Source organism: Sphingobacteriaceae bacterium (genome assembly GCA_016715905.1).
GTDB lineage: Bacteria > Bacteroidota > Bacteroidia > B-17B0 > Aurantibacillaceae > Aurantibacillus.
On record JADJXI010000017.1, the window covers coordinates 398,274 to 419,288 of the forward strand.

Here is a 21,015-nt window from a genome sequence, read left to right on the forward strand (position 1 = left end):
TTTTGTAAATTCAAACCATTGAAGAATAAAAATCTTCCGCCCGTATGATTCATAAAATTCAAATACAAACTTCACCGCAAAACGCAATTAACGAAAGTTTAATCAAACAACAAGTCAGAAATGAATTGGGACTTGATGAAGAAATTGATTTATCCATCAAAATTTCTAAACGAAGTGTTGACGCAAGAGGGAGGAAAATAAAAATTAATTTGAGCATTGAAGCGGCGGTGGATGAGGCGCTTTCGGAATTCGAATTCACGCCAATTTTTAAAGATGTTTCTAGTGCTAAAAAAAACTGTCACATAATTGGGGCAGGGCCCGCCGGATTATTTGCGGCTTTACGTTGTTTAGAAAACGGCATAAAACCTATATTATTCGAAAGAGGGAAAACGGTAAAAGATCGAAGAAGAGATTTAGCGGCCATCAATAAGGAACATCTTATTAATCCTGAAAGTAATTATTGTTTTGGAGAGGGCGGTGCCGGAACTTACAGCGATGGTAAACTTTACACGCGTTCAGGCAAAAGGGGAAGTATAGAGAAAATATTAAAATTATTTGTTTATCACGGAGCAAGTCAAGAAATATTAATAGATGCACATCCCCACATCGGAACCAATAAACTTCCTGCACTAATTGAGAATATCAGAAAAACTATTTTAGATTTTGGTGGAGAAATTTATTTTAATTCCAAACTCGAGGATATTGAGATTAAAAATAATATCATACACGCTATACAGATAAAGGATCAATTTGAAATAAAACAACATGCCATCCAACAATTAATTTTAGCCACCGGTCATTCGGCTAGAGACATTTATGAGCTATTAAATAAAAAAGGAGTTTTGTTGGAAATGAAGCCTTTTGCCATTGGCGTGCGGGTAGAACATAGTCAATCTTATGTAGACGCGATACAATACCACTGTAATTCAGAAAATGAACTTAAAGATATTCGTGAATATTTGCCTGCCGCTTCTTACTCGTTAGTGGAGCAGGTAAATGGAAGAGGGGTGTATTCCTTTTGTATGTGTCCCGGCGGTATTATTGCACCCTGCGCAACAGCTCAAGAAGAAATTGTTACAAACGGATGGAGTCCCAGTAAAAGAAACAATCCCTATGCCAATAGCGGTATTGTAGTTGGGGTAAATGAAAAAGATTTTGAACCCTATAAAGAATACGGTGCGCTTGCGGGATTAGAATTTCAAAAATATTTTGAACACAAGGCCTGGATATTTGGGGGTAAAACACAAACTGCTCCCGCACAAGCTTTGGCGGATTTTGTTCAGCAAAAACAAAGTTCAGTTTTGCCTACATGCAGCTACGTGCCGGGAGTAAAAAGTGTTGACATGCACGAATTGTTAGAAAAAGAACTAAGCAATGCGCTTAAGCTTGGATTTAAAAGTTTTGATAAAAAAATGAGAAATTACGTAACCAATGAGGCTGTAATTGTTGGCGTTGAGTCACGCACTTCAACTCCGGTTCGAATTCCACGCGATAAAGAACTGTGCGCACACCCTCAGATTAGAAATTTATATCCATGTGGGGAAGGCGCCGGGTTTGCAGGCGGAATAGTTAGTGCTGCAATGGACGGGGAAAGATGTGCTGATGCAATATTAAATTTTGAAATAAAAAAATGAATGTAAGTCAAGCTATATCAGAACTTAAATCAACCCTTTCGGTTTTTACCGAAGAGTCCATTAAAAAGAAATCGGCATTACTGAAGAGAATTGCTAAGTCTAAAATACTTCTGAAAACAGACGCAAAACTGTATTATGAAACTTTAATTTTTATGGCGGCGCACGCCAACAATGATAAAGCACATAAAGAAGCAGTTGCAGAAATAAACAGAATTGAAATAGCAATAGCCGAAAAAGAAGGTTTTCTTGAAAAAGTAAGCGGTTCGGGTATTTTAAACAGCCCGGTTAGGGGTGCGTTTAGTTATACTTTGGTGTGCTGGTTATTAAATAATTTTCCTGACGACATTTATTTATATTCTTTCGGTAATGGAGTTCATCCAAGAGAAATTATAAAGAACAATCTTTTTCCAACTGAATTTGAATTAAGCTTAAATGAAAAACTAACTGCAGAAAAATGGATTGAAGTGGCAAGTGGAAAAAAGAACAAAAGCGAACAGATACAGTGGTTAATATCAAATTTTAACGCGTTAAAATGTACTTCCTTAATCCGCGATAATTTGTTTGAATCCATGCAGCTCTTTATTGAAGTAAAATCTTCAAATCCGCTTTTTTCTTTGGCCGGCTGCAAATTAAACAAAAAAAAATTTTTTTATCACAAAGAGGAATTGCTGAAAAAAATAGATTTTAATAAGATTATTAAAGAAAAAATAAAGCACAGCAAAACCCTAAACGATAAGGAAAAATGGCATGTTGTAAATGTATCAAGGGCTATTTTACTATTATTAAACAGAGAAACAGATCCAATAACATATTGTGATACTAATGAAAAACACCAACTCCAACTTGTGGAATTAAATCGGGGTTTGAGTATTGCTTTTTTCAGCGCTGAGCCCTCAAGAAGGCTGCCCTATGAATCTTACATCGGATTTATGATGTATAAAAATGGTTATCCGATTTCATATGGTGGCGCTTGGTTGTTTGGAAAAAGAGCCTTAATTGGAATTAATATTTTTGAATGGTTTCGTGGGGGCGAGTCGGCATTCTTATTTGCTCAGTTAATTCGGTCCTATCATCAGGTTTTTGGCGCAAGCTATTTTGAGGTTGAACCTTATCAGTTTGGAAAAGGAAACCCCGAAGGAATAAATTCCGGAGCGTTTTGGTTCTATTATAAATTCGGCTTTAAACCCGTTAATCTCCAACTAAAAAAATTGGCCGAAGAAGAAGCAAATAAAATTTTTACAGTAAAAGGATATAGATCTTCAAAAAGTACATTAAAAGCATTTACTAAGTCCAATATTTATGTTCAATTAAAGAACGATCAAATTACATTAAATCCAATTGTGTTTAGTAATTATATTACAATGCAAATTACATCTCAGTTTAAAGGAGACAGACAAAATGCAAGTGCTGAAATTAACACAAAACTAAATCAAGCGGGTATTAACCAAAGAGGAAACAAGAATGCTTATGCTCAATGGTCTTCACTCATTTATTTCTGTATAAACTTAAATAAGCTATCCAAAAAGAATATACGTGATATAAATCAATTAATCGTTTTAAAAGAAGAAAACGAATTTGAATATGTAAAAGCCTTAGTAAACTTTAACATCGAGCCGTTATTAAAACCTGAGTTTATAAACTATTACAAAAAAAAATACCCCAATTTACGTTAAGTTAATCCATGAAATTATTAGAACTTTGTATTAGATGGTGAGTAAGATGATTAATAGATTCTGGCTGTATATATTATTCTTGTTATACTATAATGGTACACAAGCCCAAGATCATGGATTTTTTAATCAAGTTTGGCTTGAGGAGGGCCTTTCTCAAAGTAGTATAAATTCTATACTTCAGGATAAAAATGGTTTTGTATGGTTCGCCACACAAGATGGTTTAAATCGATACGATGGAAGGGTTATCGATCATTTCAACTTTAAACCTTTTGCAAAAGAATCTATTTCCGGCGACGATGTTTTTTCAATGTGTCAAAGAGGAGACCAATTGTTTTTATTAAATGATAAGGGGCTGGATGCTATTAACCAAATAAATCTTAAAATAATAAATTACAAAAATTCTCAAATCAATAACCAGCCGGTTTATTTTAGGATATGGAATATTAATGATCAAATCTATTTATCCAATCGCGAAGGTTTATTTACCTGCGAAATAAAAGACACCACTTTTATTACTAAGCCGCTGGAGTTTAAAGATTCAGTTGAAATAGTACATCCATTTGTGCTTTCCATTTGTCAAACTGAAAGCGGAAACACCTACGCCTCAACCAACCGTGGATTATTTATTAATAAGAAAGGAACAAAGTTGTTTAAGAAAATAGCAAATCCCTTATTACCTAAAGCTTCACACGACGAAATTTACTCCTGTCTTACTTCTTCCCAAAATAAAATACTTTTTGCCAACGCAAAACAATTATTCTGTTTAAACGAAACTAAAAATTCAATCACCAGCTTAAGCCTGGAAGCGTACAACTCTATTTCTTGCATTACGGTTGATAAAAGAAATAATATTTGGTTGGGAACTTCACTCCACGGCCTTTTTCTTATTAAGGACGGATTAAATGACTCATTAAGCATTGACCGACATTTTAGTAAAACAAACTCAAGGTTTGGCCTACAAAGCAATCAAATTACAAGCTTATATCAAAATAGCAAAAATAACAGCGATGTGGTGTGGATTGGAACCAGAGACGCCGGCGCTTTTAATTACAGCTATTCAAAAAATTCATTCTCCATTCCAACATCATTTGTAAACACGTCCGACCCAAACTTTTTTGGAATAACCAAAGATAAAGATGGAATAATTTGGGCCGGATATAATTCAGGGATATTAAAGCTTAACCGAGAAAAGAAGGCCTACTCACTTATTTCGTTATCAGAGCCACTCAAAAGATTAAACAGGCCGGTAGAAGCATTGTGTACCGATAAAGAAAATAGAGTTTGGTTTGGCTATGGTAATAGTTTGTATTTGATGGACAAACAGAATAATATTTATATTCAAAAAATAGAACAACTTATTCCTGGCAAAAATAATCAGGTTTCTAAAATTAGCGTGCTCAATGAAAACGAGCTGTTAATTTGTACTGCAAAAGGATTGGTTAAGTATAATATTAAATCCAATGAAACAAAAATAACTGACGAAGTAATTGTTGCCGATAATCCGGTAAAAATCGAAAACGTGATTTCTTTTTTATCTGATTCAAAAGAAAATTGGTGGTTCGGAGGAGCAGCAGGCGTTTATTGCATAAGAAAAGACGGTGGCACATTTATTTTACGCCATAATAATAGCGACTCAAATAGCATTCTTTCAAATCGGGTTTTAGATATAAAAGAATCTGCTGATGGAAATATAGTTTTAGCTACAACAAAAGGGTTAAGTGTAATTAATTCTAAAGGGGAAAAAATTAAAAACATATTTTCGGATAAAAACCTGAGCAATAATTTTATTTACGGGATTTTAAATGATGATTCCGGAAAATTTTGGCTGAGCACAAACTACGGACTTTCTGTTTACAACCCAACAACTGAAAAATTTAAAAGTTATTCCGCGTCCGATGGTATTTTTATTAACGAATTTAACTCTAATGGATTTTATAAGGCAGAAGATGGAGAATTGTTGTTCGGCGGATTAGGCGGGATAGTAAGTGTTTATCCTCAAAAACAGGTATTAAATAAAAATGTTTCATCAATCATTTTAAGAAGAATTAGCACTCCGGCATTTCAAAACGTTGATCCCGGTGTTAAATTGAATATTCCCTATTGGCAAAATGATATTTATTTTGAATTTTCTATACCTGATTTTTCAGGCGAAAATAATATTGATTTGTACTATCGATTTAAAAATAGAGATACAAATTTAATTAAGGTCAATACTTCTAAATTATTTACACTTTCTTTTATTAACATAGCGCCCGGAAGTTATAACCTCGAAGTTATTGCCATAAACAAAGAGGGCGCCAAGTCTGCTCCTTTTAATTATAGTTTTTCGGTTTCAGAGCCCTTTTGGTCAACCTGGTGGTTTTATTTGATACTGGTAGCATTCACCGTTATATTAAGTTGGCTTATTTACCGAACAAGATTACGTCGTAAAATAGAATATATTCAACAAATAGAAATTATACGAAAAGAGGAAAGCGAAAAAGTAAGAAAAGCCGCCGCGCTGGATTTGCATGATGAGTTTGGAAACGGTCTTACCAGAATATCCATGCTTATTGAAATGATAAAGCTTCAAATGAATAAAGAAAACGGCGAAGCAAATAAACTTTTAGAAGTTATTTCTCAAAACACCGGAAGATTATATCAGGGCACTAAAGATTTTATTTGGTCGATTAACCCGGGAAAAGATAATATTTATGAAATTGTAATCCGTATAAAAGATTATGCCGATGAGGTTTTGTACGGCACAAATATTAATTTTAAACAGGAAGGCTTGCTTGATGAATATAAAAATATTAGGCAAACTCCCACAGCCGGTAGAAACATTACCATGATTTTTAAGGAATGTCTTTCAAACATTTTAAAACACGCAAAGGCAAACGAAATTTCATTTAGTATTCAAAAAGAAAGCGATCGCGTAAAACTAATTTTAGAAGATAATGGGGTGGGCTTTGAAATGAAAGATTATAAAAATAGTTTCGGTATAAGCAATATGTATCAAAGAGCCATGAGATCATCAGCCGAACTTAAAATAGATTCTGTACTAACAAAAGGAACAAAAACAACAGTAATTATTAATATTAACGCAACAAATAACGAAAGCCATGACTAAACGAATTACAATAGTAGAAGACGATAGCATTATTAGAAATGCTTTTGTCACCTTAATTAAACAAGATAAGAAATACGAGGTAATTAACGCGTATTCAGACGCTGAGTCTGCTATTAAGAATATTAAAACCGACGAGCCGGATATTTGTTTGATGGATATTGAGCTTCCCGGCATGAATGGAATAGTAGCTATTTCTAAAATTAAAGCTATACGGCCACAAACGCAAGTAGTGGTAGTAACTGTATATGAAAATGACGATTTAGTTTTTAAGGCACTTTGCGAAGGGGCTTCGGGCTATCTAACAAAAAACATGCCGCTTAATAAATTAATAGATTCATTGCAGGAATTAGAAAACGGTGGCGCCCCCATGAGCACTAACGTGGCCCGTATGGTGGTACAGTCTTTTCATAAAAATCGCCAATCGCCTCTTTCCAATCGAGAGTTGGAAGTGCTGGAATTATTGTCCAGCGGAAAAAGTTATTCAACAATTGCCGATCAACTTTTTGTAGATAAAGAAACTATTAAGTCACACATTAAAAATATTTATTTAAAACTGGAAGTACACTCAAAGGCAGAAGCCATCGAAAAGGCTAAAAAAAGCAAATACATTTAATGATTTTTTCACGTATATAGGGTGAGCATTAGGAATAGTAAATACATTAATTTTACAATAGTTTTTTAATGTTATTAAAGTCCGACTTAAACAGCGCGCTTCTTGCGGTTGGTTGAGTCGGGCTTTTTTTGTTATTGCGGCCACATCTTTTTATTTTGTATTTTTGTTTGAAATTATGAAAAGAGTACTTACGGGAATTCAAAGCACCAACGTGCCGCATTTGGGAAATGTGTTGGGCGCAATACTTCCTGCAATAGCAATGAGCAACGAAAAAGAAACGGAAAGTTTTTTATTTATTGCGGATTTGCATACACTCACATCTCAAAAAGATCCTCAGTTTATTAGAAACAGTACTTACGCTACAGCGGCTGTTTGGTTGGCCTGTGGTCTGGATGTTTCCAAAACTGTTTTCTATAGGCAAAGCAAAGTTCCGCAAGTAACAGAACTAACTTGGTATTTAAACTGTTTTACGCCGTACCCCATGTTAGCAAACGCTCATTCGTTTAAAGACAAAAGTTCAAAGCTGTCAGATGTGAATGCCGGATTATTTACTTATCCCGTATTGATGGCCGCTGACATTTTGTTGTATGATGCTCACTTTGTTCCCGTGGGAAAAGACCAGGTACAACATTTGGAAATGACAGCCGATATAGCCGGGGCCTTTAACAGAAAAGTAGGCACTGAAGTATTTGTTATTCCTCAGGCTAAAACAGATGAACGCGTAATGGTTGTGCCCGGAACAGACGGTCAGAAAATGAGTAAATCTTACAATAATTTTATTAATATCTTCCTTCCGGAAAAGGAACTTAAAAAAATTATTATGAGCGTTGTTAGCGATAGTAAAAGTTTGGAGGACCCTAAAGATCCGGATACAGATAATACTTTTAAATTGTTTTCGCTTTTAGCAACAAAGGAACAAACCAGTGAAATGCGAGAAAATTATTTAAAGGGCGGATATGGTTACGGTCATGCAAAAACAGCGCTTTTCGAATTAATTTTAAATAAGTTTTCTAAAGAAAGAGAAGAGTATAATCGCTTAATGAGTAAAACGGAACTTTTAGAAAATGCGCTTTTAATTGGTGAACAAAAAGCTAATGATATAGCAAACGCCAAACTAAAACTAATTAGAAGTTTAATTGGATACTAAGCGGCTCCGCTTAAATCAACTTCTTGCCTTTCATATTTTTTATCATTTAGTTGGGAATATTTTTAGGAAACTATTCATTTAATCTTCTTTTATCGTAATTTTAAGTAAGATTTTTATAGTGAAAAAGCTTATTGTTATATTCTTGTTTTTTCTGTATTCGTTTACCAATGCTCAAAATTTAGTGGGTAATCCAAGTTTTGAAACAACATCAGGTTGTGGGGGTAATGGACAAATGCCACAAGCCACCGGGTGGAGTGCGCCTCCTGGCGGAATTACCATTGCAGACTTATATACTCCTTGCGCCAGTACAGGAGTAACTTGTTCAAATTTTAATACAGCAGGAAGTATGGCCGGCTGCTCCAACCCCTGTACAGGAGATAAGTATACCGGCCAAATTGCGTATTATACTGCATGTACAAATTGCAGAGAATATTTAAGGCGACAATTAGTTTCACCATTGGTAGCGGGTACAACTTATTTTTTATCATTTCATACCAAGTTGGCACCTTATGCGCGTTATGGGGTAAATAGAATGGGGATGCATGTTGCAACTACCTCTTTAGCGCAACCCAGTTCTAATCAACCCATCCTTGTCACGCCTCAAATAGAAGCCGGTTTAATAACTGACAAAGTAAACTGGACTCAGGTTAGCGGAACATTTGTTGCCGCCGGCGGAGAAAATTATGTAACTATTGGCGTAAACTATAATAATGCCAGTTTAACCATATTTAATTTTGGTAGCTCTGCAAGTAGCTGTGCTTTAGCAAACGCTGCAGCTTATTATTTGGTAGATAATGTTTGGATTGCCCCTGTGGCTGCAGGCCTACCCCCAACCTGTGCTCCGAATAGCACAACTTGTCCAGTTATTTTACCAATTCATTTGTTGAATTTTTCCGCCGTATTTTCGAATGATATTGTTAACCTAAATTGGACAACCGCATCTGAAACAGATAATAATTTTTTTACGGTTGAGCGATCAATTGATGGAATTAATTTCGAAAAGCTAAACACAATAAACTCCAAAGGCAAATTTAATCAGTCCTATCAAACATCGGATATTAACCCGCACAAAGGCGTTTCTTATTATAGATTAAAACAAACCGATTTTAATAATTCATTTTCTTATTCTAATATTCAGGCAGTAAATTCAGACGAAGCGCTATTAGAATTAAACGTTATGCCTAATCCGGCTGAGGATAAAATTGCTGTTACTTTTAATTCAAATAACAATTTGATTTCTATTTTAGAAGTATATGATATACTTAATAAACTTGTGTTTAAAAAGGAAATTGAAATTGTTTCGGGAAATAATTTTCACGAACTTGATTTAACCACACTTAACAAAGGACTTTATTTTGTTAGGCTCCAGGGAAATGAATCAATCCGTCAGATAAAGTTTATAAAAAACTAAAGGAGGATTGATTTATTCAGCTTATTAATTACTCTACCCAGCTTTTATAATATACCCCATCATCAATTTGCATGGCCTCTTTAGTAACCTTAAGTGGCCTAAATGTATCTATCATTACAGCCAACTCAACGGTTTCTTTTTGTCCTATGCTTCTTTCCATGGCGCCGGGAGCAGGACCGTGAGGTATGCCTTTTGGATGTAAAGTTATGTGTCCGGGCTTGATATTATTGCGGCTCATAAAATCTCCGTCAACGTAATATAATACTTCATCACTGTCTATGTTGCTGTGGTTATAAGGTGCCGGCACGGCCTGTGGGTGATAATCATATAAGCGCGGACAAAAACTACAAACTACAAAAGTTGAAGTTTCAAAAGTTTGATGTACCGGAGGGGGCTGATGTACGCGGCCCGTTATGGGCTCAAAGTTATGAATAGAGAAGCCCCAAGGGAAATTATATCCGTCCCAGCCAATCACATCAAAAGGGTGTGTAGCATAAATGATTTCATGCAAGATGCCTTCTTTTTTAATTTTAATCAGAAAGTCTCCTTTTTTATCATGTGTTTCTAATTCGGTGGGCAATTTAAAATCACGCTCACAAAAAGGTGAATGTTCAAGCAATTGTCCTTGTGAATTTTTATATCGCTTTGGCGTATAATAAGGTGCATAACTTTCACAGTATAATAATCTATTATCGCTGTTATCAAAGTGCATCTGATAAATCATGCCGCGCGGAATAATTAAATAATCACCACTCACAAATGAAATATTTCCCATAAAGGTTTTAAGCGTGCCACTTCCTTTATGAACAAAAATCATCTCGTCGGCATCGGCGTTTTTATAAAAGTATTCGGTTTGACTTTTTTTAGGAGCCGCAAGCGCAATGTTACAGTCATTATTGAATAATAATATTTTACGACTCTCTAATACATCATCAGTAGGTTTTAATTCAAAACCCTTTAACAGCAAAGATTTAATATTATTTTCAATAGCTACTTCCGGAGCTAGGGAGTAACTTTTGATAATTTCTTTTACCTGAGTTGGTCGGTGCACATGATACAATAAAGACGACATGCCACTAAAACCTTCGGTGCCAAAAAGCTGTTCATAGTAATGTTGTTTATTATCGCTTTGAAAAACAACATGTCTTTTTTGCGGGAATTTTCCAAGTTTATGGTAGATAGGCATAGTTTTTATTTTATTATGGTGGCTTTAACATGCACCGTTTGATCTAAAATTAAAGTTTGTCCGTTTAAAGTACTGGCGTCAATTTCGAGTGCAACTCTAAATTGAATGCCGGGTTGAAAAATATATTCTTTAATGTTCACATCGTTTAAATCAAGCGCAATTGAGGTAATGCCGGAAGGGATGTTGTTTTTTGATGCAACTAACGTTTCGCTCATTCCCGATGCTTTTATATATATAGTAAGAGATTTTAAAAAATCAAGATTGTCTGTTCCAACCGAAACATTAAACAGGGTTAGTTTAATGGATTCTACCAAACTTTGCGTTGTTTTGTTGGTTGCCAGATGACCGGCCGATGCAGTTGGAATTTCAGGAGTTGTGAAATTTACAGGCGTGTTTAAACTAATGGTGTTAGATGGTACGGATACACTACTAGAATAATTGATGTCAAATTCAGTTATTTCATCAACCTCTTCTTTTGTTTTTTTACAACCATTAAAAACAAAAAGGACAAGAGTCAAGAAACATATGGTTAAGGTTTTATTCATTTTTTGTAAATAAAGATAAGTCATTTTTTAATATTTCCGCTAAATTCGGCCTTAATCGACTTTTATAAACGGATAAACATTCGGGACCATTTTTAATTCTTCCTTTTCTTAATTTTCTTTGTTCTTCAATAGGGAGTTGTGAAATGCGAACGCATTCGGGTGTGCAACAGCCTTTCATTTTTTCAGCGCACTGGTCGCATTGAATAAATAATAAATGACAGTCGTCGTTTTTACAATTAACATGCGTATCACAATTTTGGCCGCACTGATGACATTTAGATAAAACATCGGAAGTAATCCTTTCGCCAATACGCTCATCAAATACAAAATTTATCCCCTTGAATTTACTTTCCAGGTTTTGCTCTTTTACTTCTTTGGCATATTGAATGATTCCGCCTTTTAAATGATTTACATCCTTAAATCCTTTGTGTTTAAAATAAGCGCTGGCCTTTTCACAACGTATTCCTCCGGTGCAATACATTAACACCTTTTTATCTTCTTTACCTTTTAAATGCTCAATTACCAAGGGCAACTCCTCTCTGAAAGTGTCGGCATCGGGACAAAAAGCTTTTTCAAATCTACCCACTTCACTCTCATAATGATTTCTCATATCAATTACTATGGTGTTTTCATCCTCTAAGGCTTTGTTAAATTCTATTGCGTTTAAATAGTTTCCGGTGTTTGATGGATTAAATGTTGGATCGTTTATGCCATCGGCAACAATTTTTGGACGAACCTTTACAATTAATTTGTAAAACGATTTACCGTTACCGTCAACTGCGTGTTTAAAAGGCACGTCAGTAAAATACGGAATAGCATATAGGTGTTTAACAAAATTATCCCAATGCTGGGCCGGCACACTCATTTGAGCGTTAATCCCCTCGTCGGCCAAATAAATTCGCCCGAAGCAACCTAAAGTTGTCCAGGCAATAAATAATTCATCCCGCAGTTTCTGAGGCATTTCAATGTTAACGTAACGATAAAACGAAATGGTTTTACGCTCAGTTTTTTCTTCTTTTAAACGCTGTTTTAAAACGTTTTTGTCTATACGATTTACTAATAATGACATAATAGTTATAATTGCAGGTTATACTATTTATCTTTTGAGTTAAGTTTTGAATTACCGGGGTAATCATACAACAACTCAAAAATATTGTTTACGTTTGCAAAGGTACAAATTAGCATTCAAATTAAGGTATTATGCAAGAAGAAAATCAAAAAATTTTGATTATCGGGGCAGGGGGCCAAATTGGCGTAGAACTAACTGCTAAACTTTCTGAATTATATGGAAGCAGCAATGTAATTGCTTCGGATTTAAAAAATTCAAACGCTTTTATGAATAACCCTTTTGAGGAACTGGATGTGTTGGATAGAAACAAACTTTTTGATATTGTTAAAAAGCATGGCATTACTCAAATTTATCACTTGGCCGCTCTTTTATCTGCAACCGGTGAGCAGAATCCGATGTTTGCTTGGAAACTGAACATGGAAAGTTTATTTCATGTTTTAGATTTGGCCAAAGAAAAATACATTTCAAAAATATATTGGCCAAGTTCAATAGCTGTGTTTGGTCCAACAACGCCTGTGATCAACACGCCTCAATATACGGTTATGGAACCTTCAACAGTGTATGGAATCAGTAAACAAGCCGGAGAACGTTGGTGTGAGTGGTACAATAAAAAGTACGGGGTTGATGTCAGAAGCTTACGATATCCGGGATTAATAGGGTGGAAAAGCGCACCGGGAGGAGGAACAACTGATTATGCAGTACATATTTTTCATGAAGCATTAAAAAACGGAACCTATGAGTGTTTCTTATCTGAGAATACCACTTTACCCATGATGCATATGGATGATGCCATCCGCGCAACAATTGAAATAATGCATGCCCCCTCAGAAAATATTAAAATTAGGGGTAGTTATAACCTTTCAGGCATTAGTTTTAGCCCGAAAGAAATTGCACTGGAGATAAAAAAACACCTACCTTCGTTTAATATCACTTATAAGCCCGACTTCAGGCAAGCAATAGCTGATAGCTGGCCCAAGAGTATAAACGACGAACAAGCCAGGAAGGATTGGGGATGGAAAGAAAAATATGATTTAGCCGGGCTAACCGATAACATGTTGAGCAATCTTAAAAATAAAATATAAAAACAAAAAGCCGTAAATTATTGTTCACGGCTTTTTCATTTTAATAAAATTAAGTTTAACTAACCAAAACCTCTTTTGCGTTTTTAATGGCTATTTGTTGTGCTACATTTTGTGCTAATTCTGTAAATCGCGCCGCCTCTTCGGTATTTTCATTCAACACACTGGGTTTTCCTTCATCTGAAGATTCGCGTATGCTTTGAACTAAAGGCAACTGACCTAACAAAGGTAAATCTAACTCTTCGGCTAATTTTTTTACCCCATCTTTTCCAAAAATATAATATTTGTTTTGAGGAAGTTCCTCCGGCGTAAACCAAGCCATGTTTTCTACCAATCCTAAAATAGGAATGTTTAATGATTCTAATTGAAATAAGGCAATTCCTTTTCTTGCGTCGGATATGGCAACGTTCTGCGGAGTGCAGACAATCAATGCGCCGGTTAATGGAATCTGGCTACACAGGCTAATTTGAATGTCACCTGTACCGGGCGGCAGGTCAACTATTAAATAATCTAATTCTCCCCAAACTGTATCGTAAAATAATTGGGTAAGCGCTTTGGTGGCCATAGGGCCTCTTAACGCAACGGCTTGATTAGGGCCAGCTAAAAATCCAATAGAATTTATTTTTACCCCGTAGCTTTCAACCGGCGCCATCTTTTTTTGCCCATTAAATTCTCCGGGTCCGGGCGCATCATTTTCAACTCCAAACATGATGTGTTGCGAGGGGCCATAAATATCGGCATCCACAATTCCTACTTTTGCGCCTTGTTTTGTAAGTGCTAAAGCTAAATTTGCAGCAACCGTACTTTTACCCACACCACCTTTTCCGCTGGCTACCGCAATAATATTTTTTACATCTTTCAGCGTAGTTTCATCTTTTCCTTTTTTGGTAGTAACATTAGCGGTCATGTTTATTTTAACCTTTGCTTCTTTATCTACATAATGTAAAATCGCATTTACACAGGCATTGTGTATCATTTCTTTTAATGGACATGCAGGTGTAGTTAAAACCACAGTAAAGGAAACTTCTTTTCCATTCACAACAACATCTTTAATCATGTTAAGAGTTACCAGATCTTTTTTCAAATCCGGATCATCAACATATCTCAGCGCATCAATAACCTGTTCAGAAGTAATAGCCATTCGAATTTGTTTTGTAAATTATTTAATACTTGAAGTTCCGGCACCTTGCTGCGGAGGTGCAGGGTTGTTTGAGGGTGTCGATGCCGGCTCACCCAACATCATGGTTTGGGTTGTAACTGGCATTTTAGCCTCATCCAATGCTGTGCGAATAAGATTAGCCATAGAGTCGGCAATAGTTTTTGCTCGGGAATGCATCACCTCTCTGCTTTCAGCGGGCGGACCACAAAAAGAAAAAATTATAGCTATAATAACTAAAAAAATAAATGAACTTTTTTTCATAACGAATTAATCAGATAGCTAAAGTACATAAAAAACAGAAAAGCCCCATACCAAAGGTAATGGGGCTAATCAGCTAACTAAACACAATTTTTTTAGTGTCCCGCTTCAGCAGCAGGAGCAGCTTCTGTAGATGCAGCAGCAGAATCAGTTGCAGGAGCAGCTTCTTCAGTTGGAGCAGCCATAGATTCAGAAATTGCATTTGCAATTGAATCAGTAACTTGTTTTGCACGCTCTTCCATTTTAGCTTTTTCTTCAGCAGATGGTCCGCAAGCAACAGTTGCAACAGCAAATAATGCTACTGCGATAATTGACATAACTTTTTTCATTGTAGGTTTGTTTTAATTTTACGTTTATACCGCTTCCTTAAAAATGTAACCCCCTTTTTTCTTAGAAAAACAAAAACCACGAACTAACTACATGATTATCAGTACATTAAATTTGAATTATTTTTATAAAAAACCCATATAATCGTTGCAGTGTAGGAAATTATTGTATTAAAGAGGTTACCTTTGTTGTACATGAGTATTAACAGCAACAAAGGGCAAACATCAAAAGCTTACTCCCTATTAACCGACCAGCAAATTTTAGTTGGAATGCGGGAGGGAGATAGTGAAGTATTGAGCGCTTTGTATAAGAAACATTATAATATCGTTCTTAAACTTGTTGTAAACAATAGCGGATCTTCTGATGAAGCCGCGGATATTTATCAGGAAAGCATTATCGTTTTATATGAAAATGCCTGTAAACCGGACTTTGAACTTAAATGCCAGCTGCAAACCTATATCTATTCCGTTGCTAAACGACTTTGGTTAAAACAACTGAAGAAAAAAGGAAAATCATTTTTAATGAAGGAAAACGATGAAAATAACATTGTAGATGTAAATGAGGATATATCCCTTCATATAAAAAAGGAAAATGATTTTATGCGAATTGAAAAAAGTCTTGAGGCATTAGGAGAACCATGCGCCACCTTAATTAAAGATTTTTATATTGATCAATTAACTATGGAAGAAATTGCGGAAAAGTTTGGTTATACCAATGCCGATAATGCTAAAAATCAAAAATATAAATGTTTACAGCGGTTAAAAAAATATTTTTTTGAAAACGAAGAGAAAGAAAATTAATGAGAAATAGCAACATATTTGATAAGTATCTGCAGGGAAAACTCAACTCCGAAGAACAAGAACAGTTTGAAGAAAGATTACAGCATGATGAAATATTTTCTAAGGCTTTTCGCGAGCACGCATCATTAATCAACACTTTAAAAAGTCACGGCAAATCAAAAATCTTTAAATCACTTTTAAAGTCTATTCACGAAAAGGAGTATGCCGGTCAAGCAAAAATAATTTCAATTCATCATCAGCCTGAAACATTTGGAAAAAGAGCAGGTCGTACGGCTATGGTGGCGGCCAGTGCCGCAATAATTGCAGTTTTAAGTACCATAACAATATTGAGTACAGGTGGTTATTTTTTTAAGCAGCAAAGTAATCAAATTACAGAGCTGGGATTAAAGCTTAAAGCTACTAACGAGGGAATTGTTGAGGGCCTTACGCGTAACACACAAAAAACCACTTATGCACCTGCTAACTTAGAAGGAAGTGCATTTGCTTTAAATAACTCCGGTTACATTGTTACCAGCCTGCACATGATTAAAGGGGCAGATAGTGTTTTTGTAGAAAACAAATTAATATCTAGAACTAATACTAAAGTTTTATTTACCGACGCAAAATTAGATTTGGCCGTTTTAAAAATTGAAAGGCCCGAGGTTTTTGCTAATTGGCAAGTGCCATTTAATTTTTCGGAAAAAAACATTGAAGTAGGTGAAAAAGTATTTACACTTGGTTTCCCTCGTAAAGACATTGTGTATGGCGAGGGATCATTAAGCTCAAATTCGGGTTATAATAACGATACGTGTATGTATCAGGTTTCTATTCCGGTGAATCCGGGTAATAGTGGTGGGCCACTATGTGATGAGAATGGAAATATAGTTGGTGTTATTCGTGGTAAAATTACCGGCGCGGAAGGAACAAGTTTTGCCATTAAATCAGCAAAAATTTTGCAGTCTATTCGTGAATTAAGCGCAGATACTATCATTATAAATTCAATAAAAAAATCCGGATTAAAAGGCATTAAAAGAGCCGAGCAGCTTAAACGAATGAACCCATACATTTTTAATGTATTGGTATATAAGGCCGAATAATTTAGACGATTAAAATCAAATTTTAACGTTCATTTATTTCCGACTAAATGAACAATCCGGCACTCCTATAACTATCTGAAGCGTATAAAGTTAACAATTAATTAACGCTATTTCAACTAGATTATTAACCGGCCTTATTTGAAATAAATCCAGTTCTGGGCATTTAAGCTTTTCTGTTCGTCGAAAAAAATAAAGTTATTAACAGATTTCTCAGTACCTTTATAGTCCCAATTTTTTAACCATGTTCGAAATTTTAAAACACTTTGAAAGTAAGTACGGAAGCCTGAAAAAGAAAGGTTTGCGCATTGAAGGATTATCAATGATTGATCCGAAAAGAAAAAAACACGTAATCATGGTTAGTAAGCCATTTATGTTTGACAATCGACAGCTTCCTAAAACCTATGAGGGTTTAGAAATTAAAGCAAAAATCGAAGGTCAATTACCTAAAGAGTTTGCCATAAAAAAAGATGTTACCAAAAAGGAATATGTTTGGGCGCCTTTAAATTTTGAAAAATACGTTGATCGTTGCGGAGAGGATATAAAAAAGCAATTCGGAAATCCGGATATGACTCGTCAGGAAATGTTAGACGCTTTAGCGTTTGGAAGTTTTGAAGAGCATAAGAAAAAGAGTGTTCAAATGATGAAAGATGGTAAAATCCCTCCTTTCAAAATGAATTAAAAATAGTAAGCTTCAATTGATTAATTAAGGGTTAGCAATTGTTTGCTTTGGTTCAGAAAATGCCGGTTAATTACCGGCATTTTTTGTGGTATTAATCTACCTGCCGCAGTAAAGTGCGAAATGTGGCATATTTATCCTTATAACGCTCCGAGTGTTCTTTTTGTAAACCGGGCGCAAAATCCTTTTGATATTTTTCTATATCCTCAATACTTTGAAATTTATACTGTACGGAATAGGTTTTACCCTCATCTTCAACATACATTACTTCATGAATTTTAGCCTCAATAAAACAACCGGTTTTTAAAACATCGGGTATGTGCACATGCTTCATCCAGTCAAGCCAATCTTCATGCACATCATGGGTAATATTGATGGTTACATTGTAAATAAACATTCGACTAAAGTAAAAAATTATAAATAATTACTTGCATGTTCCTTCGGCTTAAAGGCCTAATTAGTAATATTAAATAAAGAATATTTGTAACTTTAAGGCTATATGTACAGCACTTTTGTTAATGAACTTCGCTGGCGCGGAGTAATACACGATATCATGCCGGGCACGGAAGAATTACTGGCTCAAGAAATGGTTACCGGTTATATTGGCTTTGACCCTACCGCTGATTCCTTGCATGTGGGAAGCCTTACACAAATCATTACATTAATTCGATTACAAAATGCCGGGCACAAACCCATTGCCCTCATTGGCGGGGCTACAGGTATGGTTGGCGACCCAAGCGGAAAATCGGCAGAAAGAAATTTATTAGACTCGACTACTTTATCAAAAAATATTGAAGGCATTCAAAAGCAACTAAAACATTTTTTAAAATCAGGAAACGAAAAAAACAGTGTAGTTTTTGTGAATAATTTCGATTGGATGAAAAATTATTCTTTTCTGGATTTTATACGAGATGCAGGCAAACACTTAACCGTTAGTTATATGCTTGCCAAAGACTCTGTAAAAAACCGACTTGAAAACGGAATGAGCTTCACTGAATTTAGTTACCAATTGTTACAGGCCTATGATTTTTTTTATTTGTATGAAAATCAAAATTGTAAATTACAATTAGGCGGCTCAGATCAATGGGGAAATATAACCGGAGGCACTGAATTAATTCGTAGAAAGTGTGGGGGAGAAGCCTATGCGCTCACTACGCAATTAATAAAAAAGGCAGATGGGAGTAAATTCGGAAAATCCGAAAGCGGAAATATTTGGTTGGATAAATCAAAAACCTCGCCTTTTAAATTTTATCAATTCTGGATTAATACCGCAGACGATGATGCCGCAAATTTTATTAAAACTTTTACTTTTTTAAGCCAAACTGAAATTGAAAAATTGATTCAGGACCACAATACTGACCCCGGAAAAAGAGTTTTGCAAAAAGCCCTGGCTAAGGAGTTAACGGTAATGGTTCATTCTGAGGCGGATTACAATTCAGCCCTTGCAGCCAGCCAGATTTTATTTAATGGCACAATTGTTGATTTAAGTAACTTAGATGAAGAAACATTTAATGATGTGCTTGAAGGTGTGCCGGTTTTCAATATTTCTATATCTGAATTGGAAAACGGAATTGGTGTATTAGATTTATTAGCTGAAAAAACAAATATATTTAGCAGTAAAGGAGAAGCCCGAAAAATGATACAAGGAGGCGGGGTAAGTATTAATAAGGAAAAAATAAACGCGCCTGAACACATAGTGAACGCAAAATCATTAATAAAGAATAAATATTTGTTAATCCAAAAAGGTAAAAAAAATTATTATTTGTGTAATATAAATTAGCAATGGCACTTAAACATTCACAGCAATTAAAGCTTTCTCAAAAGCTGTTACCGCAACAAATTTTGCTGATGAAATTATTGCAATTACCTACTATAGCCTTAGAAGAACGAATTAAAGAAGAGCTCGAAACAAATCCGGCCCTGGAGGAAGAAGCTGAACAGGTAGAATCAGAAGAATTTGATAACGAAGAAGTAGCAGAAGAGGAATTTGATGAAAACGGAGATTTAAAGGAACAGGAACAAGTAAATGATGTGGAGATGGAAGATTATATGGATGCTGAAGAGTTAGATTCGTATAAATATGAGGTGGTTAACAAAGGAAAAGATGATGACCAAAGAGAATACGTAGTTGTTGAAGGTCCGGGATTCAGAGAGTTGATGGAACAACAATTAGCTATGCGGAACTTAAGCGACCAGGAATTTATTATAGGTAATTATTTAATTGGGTGTATTGATGAGGATGGATATATTAGAAGAGAAGTAGAATTAATAAGTGATGATATTGCATTTAATTACAATGTAAAAACCGACATTACTGAAGTTAAAAAAGTATTGGGTATTCTTCAGGAATTAGATCCTCCCGGAATTGCGGCCACCAATTTACAAGAATGTCTATTAATTCAACTGGAAAGAAAACCTGAAAAAACGAAGGATGTTTTACAGGCAATAGATGTAGTTAAAAACTACATGGAAGAGTTTTCAAAAAAACATTACGATAAAATTTTAAAGAAACTACAAATTGATAATGAAGAACTGAAAGAAATTATTGATGTAATCAAACATTTAAATCCTCGTCCAGGAAATTCCGATTCAAAAGATTTAGGGGTAAGTGAAGTGGTTCCTGATTTCATCGTTTCGGTAAGCGACGGAAAAGTAGAGCTCAATTTAAACAGCAGAAATATGCCTGATTTAAAAATCAGCAAAGAGTATATTGAAATGCTCAAAGAATATTCAAAAAGCAAAGACAAAAGTGGCAAAGAAGCAACCGGATTTATTAAAGGTAAAATTGAAAATGCAAGCTGGTTTATTGAAGCGCTTCAGCAACGCTATACAACCTTGTTATTAACCATGCAATGCATTATGGAATATCAGGAGGAATATTTTTTAACCGGTGACGAAAGCAAAATCAGACCTATGATTTTAAAAGATATTTCTAATCGTGTTGGACTCGATCTCTCTACCATTTCACGGGTGGCCAACAGCAAATATGTGCAAACTCCTTATGGTACCTTTTTACTCAAAACATTTTTTAGCGAAAGCATGAGTACCGATAGTGGAGAAGAAGTTAGTACACGAGAGATTAAAAAGATTTTGCAGGATATTGTAGCGGCCGAAGATAAAAGTAAGCCCTTAACGGATGATGAATTGTGCGATAAATTAAAAGAGAAAGGGTATTCCATTGCCCGCCGAACCGTTGCTAAATACCGCGAACAACTGGATATACCGGTTGGCAGAATGCGAAAAGAAGTATAGA

Annotated in this window: 19 protein-coding genes; 12 read left to right on the forward strand and 7 right to left on the reverse strand. The window is 35.2% G+C overall.

The window, feature by feature from the left end:
• Positions 1–44: 44 nt before the first annotated feature.
• From IPM51_14190 to IPM51_14215, 6 genes are all read left to right on the forward strand, one after another.
• Positions 45–1,634 carry an FAD-binding protein gene (locus IPM51_14190; GenBank protein MBK9285449.1) on the forward strand — a complete coding sequence of 530 codons (1,590 nt, stop codon included), beginning with the start codon at positions 45–47 and terminating at the stop codon, positions 1,632–1,634.
• Complete coding sequence (locus IPM51_14195) at positions 1,631–3,307, forward strand: hypothetical protein (GenBank protein ID MBK9285450.1); 1,677 nt, start codon at positions 1,631–1,633, stop codon at positions 3,305–3,307. Before IPM51_14190 ends, IPM51_14195 begins: the two co-directional genes overlap by 4 nt.
• A gap of 46 nt (positions 3,308–3,353) precedes the next feature.
• A complete protein-coding gene (locus IPM51_14200; GenBank protein MBK9285451.1) occupies positions 3,354–6,416 on the forward strand; it encodes a hypothetical protein in 3,063 nt (1,020 codons plus the stop codon).
• The gene (locus IPM51_14205; protein ID MBK9285452.1) at positions 6,409–7,029 is read left to right on the forward strand and encodes a response regulator transcription factor; all 621 of its coding nucleotides are present in this window, start codon (positions 6,409–6,411) and stop codon (positions 7,027–7,029) included. The genes IPM51_14200 and IPM51_14205 overlap by 8 nt, the downstream gene beginning before the upstream one ends.
• A gap of 175 nt (positions 7,030–7,204) precedes the next feature.
• Positions 7,205–8,176: a tryptophan--tRNA ligase gene (gene trpS, locus IPM51_14210; GenBank protein MBK9285453.1), complete on the forward strand. Its 972-nt coding sequence runs from the start codon at positions 7,205–7,207 to the stop codon at positions 8,174–8,176.
• A gap of 118 nt (positions 8,177–8,294) precedes the next feature.
• Positions 8,295–9,587, forward strand: a complete 1,293-nt coding sequence (locus IPM51_14215; GenBank protein MBK9285454.1) for a T9SS type A sorting domain-containing protein — start codon at positions 8,295–8,297, stop codon at positions 9,585–9,587.
• Positions 9,588–9,615: 28 nt separating this feature from the next.
• On the opposite strand, the gene IPM51_14220 is transcribed toward IPM51_14215, so the two are convergent.
• The 3 genes from IPM51_14220 to IPM51_14230 are packed head-to-tail and all read right to left on the reverse strand — an operon-like array spanning position 9,616 to position 12,387.
• A complete protein-coding gene (locus IPM51_14220; GenBank protein ID MBK9285455.1) occupies positions 9,616–10,773 on the reverse strand; it encodes a homogentisate 1,2-dioxygenase in 1,158 nt (385 codons plus the stop codon).
• Positions 10,774–10,778: 5 nt separating this feature from the next.
• Complete coding sequence (locus IPM51_14225; GenBank protein ID MBK9285456.1) at positions 10,779–11,318, reverse strand: hypothetical protein; 540 nt, start codon at positions 11,316–11,318, stop codon at positions 10,779–10,781.
• Complete coding sequence (locus IPM51_14230) at positions 11,311–12,387, reverse strand: rhodanese-related sulfurtransferase (protein ID MBK9285457.1); 1,077 nt, start codon at positions 12,385–12,387, stop codon at positions 11,311–11,313. Before IPM51_14230 ends, IPM51_14225 begins: the two co-directional genes overlap by 8 nt.
• 131 nt (positions 12,388–12,518) lie before the next feature.
• Between IPM51_14230 and IPM51_14235 the strand changes: the two genes are divergently transcribed.
• Positions 12,519–13,469 carry an NAD-dependent epimerase/dehydratase family protein gene (locus IPM51_14235; GenBank protein ID MBK9285458.1) on the forward strand — a complete coding sequence of 317 codons (951 nt, stop codon included), beginning with the start codon at positions 12,519–12,521 and terminating at the stop codon, positions 13,467–13,469.
• A 55-nt stretch (positions 13,470–13,524) separates the two neighbouring features.
• On the opposite strand, the gene IPM51_14240 is transcribed toward IPM51_14235, so the two are convergent.
• From IPM51_14240 to IPM51_14250, 3 genes are all read right to left on the reverse strand, one after another.
• The gene (locus IPM51_14240; protein MBK9285459.1) at positions 13,525–14,607 is read right to left on the reverse strand and encodes an Mrp/NBP35 family ATP-binding protein; all 1,083 of its coding nucleotides are present in this window, start codon (positions 14,605–14,607) and stop codon (positions 13,525–13,527) included.
• A gap of 18 nt (positions 14,608–14,625) precedes the next feature.
• Entirely contained in the window at positions 14,626–14,886 is a 261-nt protein-coding gene (locus tag IPM51_14245) for a hypothetical protein (protein ID MBK9285460.1), read from the reverse strand.
• 92 nt (positions 14,887–14,978) lie between these two features.
• Positions 14,979–15,212, reverse strand: a complete 234-nt coding sequence (locus tag IPM51_14250; GenBank protein MBK9285461.1) for a hypothetical protein — start codon at positions 15,210–15,212, stop codon at positions 14,979–14,981.
• A gap of 192 nt (positions 15,213–15,404) precedes the next feature.
• Here IPM51_14250 and IPM51_14255 point away from each other — a divergent pair, with 192 nt between their 5' ends.
• From IPM51_14255 to IPM51_14265, 3 genes are all read left to right on the forward strand, one after another.
• The gene (locus IPM51_14255) at positions 15,405–16,010 is read left to right on the forward strand and encodes a sigma-70 family RNA polymerase sigma factor (GenBank protein MBK9285462.1); all 606 of its coding nucleotides are present in this window, start codon (positions 15,405–15,407) and stop codon (positions 16,008–16,010) included.
• Positions 16,010–17,086 carry a trypsin-like peptidase domain-containing protein gene (locus IPM51_14260; GenBank protein MBK9285463.1) on the forward strand — a complete coding sequence of 359 codons (1,077 nt, stop codon included), beginning with the start codon at positions 16,010–16,012 and terminating at the stop codon, positions 17,084–17,086. Before IPM51_14255 ends, IPM51_14260 begins: the two co-directional genes overlap by 1 nt.
• A 241-nt stretch (positions 17,087–17,327) precedes the next feature.
• Complete coding sequence (locus tag IPM51_14265) at positions 17,328–17,765, forward strand: hypothetical protein (protein ID MBK9285464.1); 438 nt, start codon at positions 17,328–17,330, stop codon at positions 17,763–17,765.
• 91 nt (positions 17,766–17,856) lie between these two features.
• Here IPM51_14265 and IPM51_14270 read toward each other — a convergent pair whose 3' ends face one another.
• Positions 17,857–18,159, reverse strand: coding sequence for a DUF4286 family protein (locus IPM51_14270; protein ID MBK9285465.1), 303 nt, complete (start codon positions 18,157–18,159; stop codon positions 17,857–17,859).
• A gap of 102 nt (positions 18,160–18,261) precedes the next feature.
• Between IPM51_14270 and IPM51_14275 the strand changes: the two genes are divergently transcribed.
• Positions 18,262–19,542, forward strand: a complete 1,281-nt coding sequence (locus tag IPM51_14275; protein ID MBK9285466.1) for a tyrosine--tRNA ligase — start codon at positions 18,262–18,264, stop codon at positions 19,540–19,542.
• Positions 19,543–19,544: 2 nt separating this feature from the next.
• A complete protein-coding gene (gene rpoN, locus IPM51_14280) occupies positions 19,545–21,014 on the forward strand; it encodes an RNA polymerase factor sigma-54 (GenBank protein MBK9285467.1) in 1,470 nt (489 codons plus the stop codon).
• Position 21,015 lies beyond the last annotated feature (1 nt).

Coding starts and splice junctions, on each gene's coding strand:
- IPM51_14270 (MBK9285465.1), bottom strand. CDS start 18,159: ATGTTTATTTACAATGTAACCATCAATATTACCCATGATGTGCATGAA.
- IPM51_14190 (MBK9285449.1), top strand. CDS start 45: ATGATTCATAAAATTCAAATACAAACTTCACCGCAAAACGCAATTAAC.
- IPM51_14230 (MBK9285457.1), bottom strand. CDS start 12,387: ATGTCATTATTAGTAAATCGTATAGACAAAAACGTTTTAAAACAGCGT.
- trpS (MBK9285453.1), top strand. CDS start 7,205: ATGAAAAGAGTACTTACGGGAATTCAAAGCACCAACGTGCCGCATTTG.
- IPM51_14245 (MBK9285460.1), bottom strand. CDS start 14,886: ATGAAAAAAAGTTCATTTATTTTTTTAGTTATTATAGCTATAATTTTT.
- IPM51_14225 (MBK9285456.1), bottom strand. CDS start 11,318: ATGAATAAAACCTTAACCATATGTTTCTTGACTCTTGTCCTTTTTGTT.
- IPM51_14250 (MBK9285461.1), bottom strand. CDS start 15,212: ATGAAAAAAGTTATGTCAATTATCGCAGTAGCATTATTTGCTGTTGCA.
- IPM51_14260 (MBK9285463.1), top strand. CDS start 16,010: ATGAGAAATAGCAACATATTTGATAAGTATCTGCAGGGAAAACTCAAC.
- IPM51_14195 (MBK9285450.1), top strand. CDS start 1,631: ATGAATGTAAGTCAAGCTATATCAGAACTTAAATCAACCCTTTCGGTT.
- IPM51_14205 (MBK9285452.1), top strand. CDS start 6,409: ATGACTAAACGAATTACAATAGTAGAAGACGATAGCATTATTAGAAAT.
- IPM51_14235 (MBK9285458.1), top strand. CDS start 12,519: ATGCAAGAAGAAAATCAAAAAATTTTGATTATCGGGGCAGGGGGCCAA.
- IPM51_14255 (MBK9285462.1), top strand. CDS start 15,405: ATGAGTATTAACAGCAACAAAGGGCAAACATCAAAAGCTTACTCCCTA.
- IPM51_14265 (MBK9285464.1), top strand. CDS start 17,328: ATGTTCGAAATTTTAAAACACTTTGAAAGTAAGTACGGAAGCCTGAAA.
- IPM51_14275 (MBK9285466.1), top strand. CDS start 18,262: ATGTACAGCACTTTTGTTAATGAACTTCGCTGGCGCGGAGTAATACAC.
- IPM51_14200 (MBK9285451.1), top strand. CDS start 3,354: ATGATTAATAGATTCTGGCTGTATATATTATTCTTGTTATACTATAAT.
- rpoN (MBK9285467.1), top strand. CDS start 19,545: ATGGCACTTAAACATTCACAGCAATTAAAGCTTTCTCAAAAGCTGTTA.
- IPM51_14240 (MBK9285459.1), bottom strand. CDS start 14,607: ATGGCTATTACTTCTGAACAGGTTATTGATGCGCTGAGATATGTTGAT.
- IPM51_14220 (MBK9285455.1), bottom strand. CDS start 10,773: ATGCCTATCTACCATAAACTTGGAAAATTCCCGCAAAAAAGACATGTT.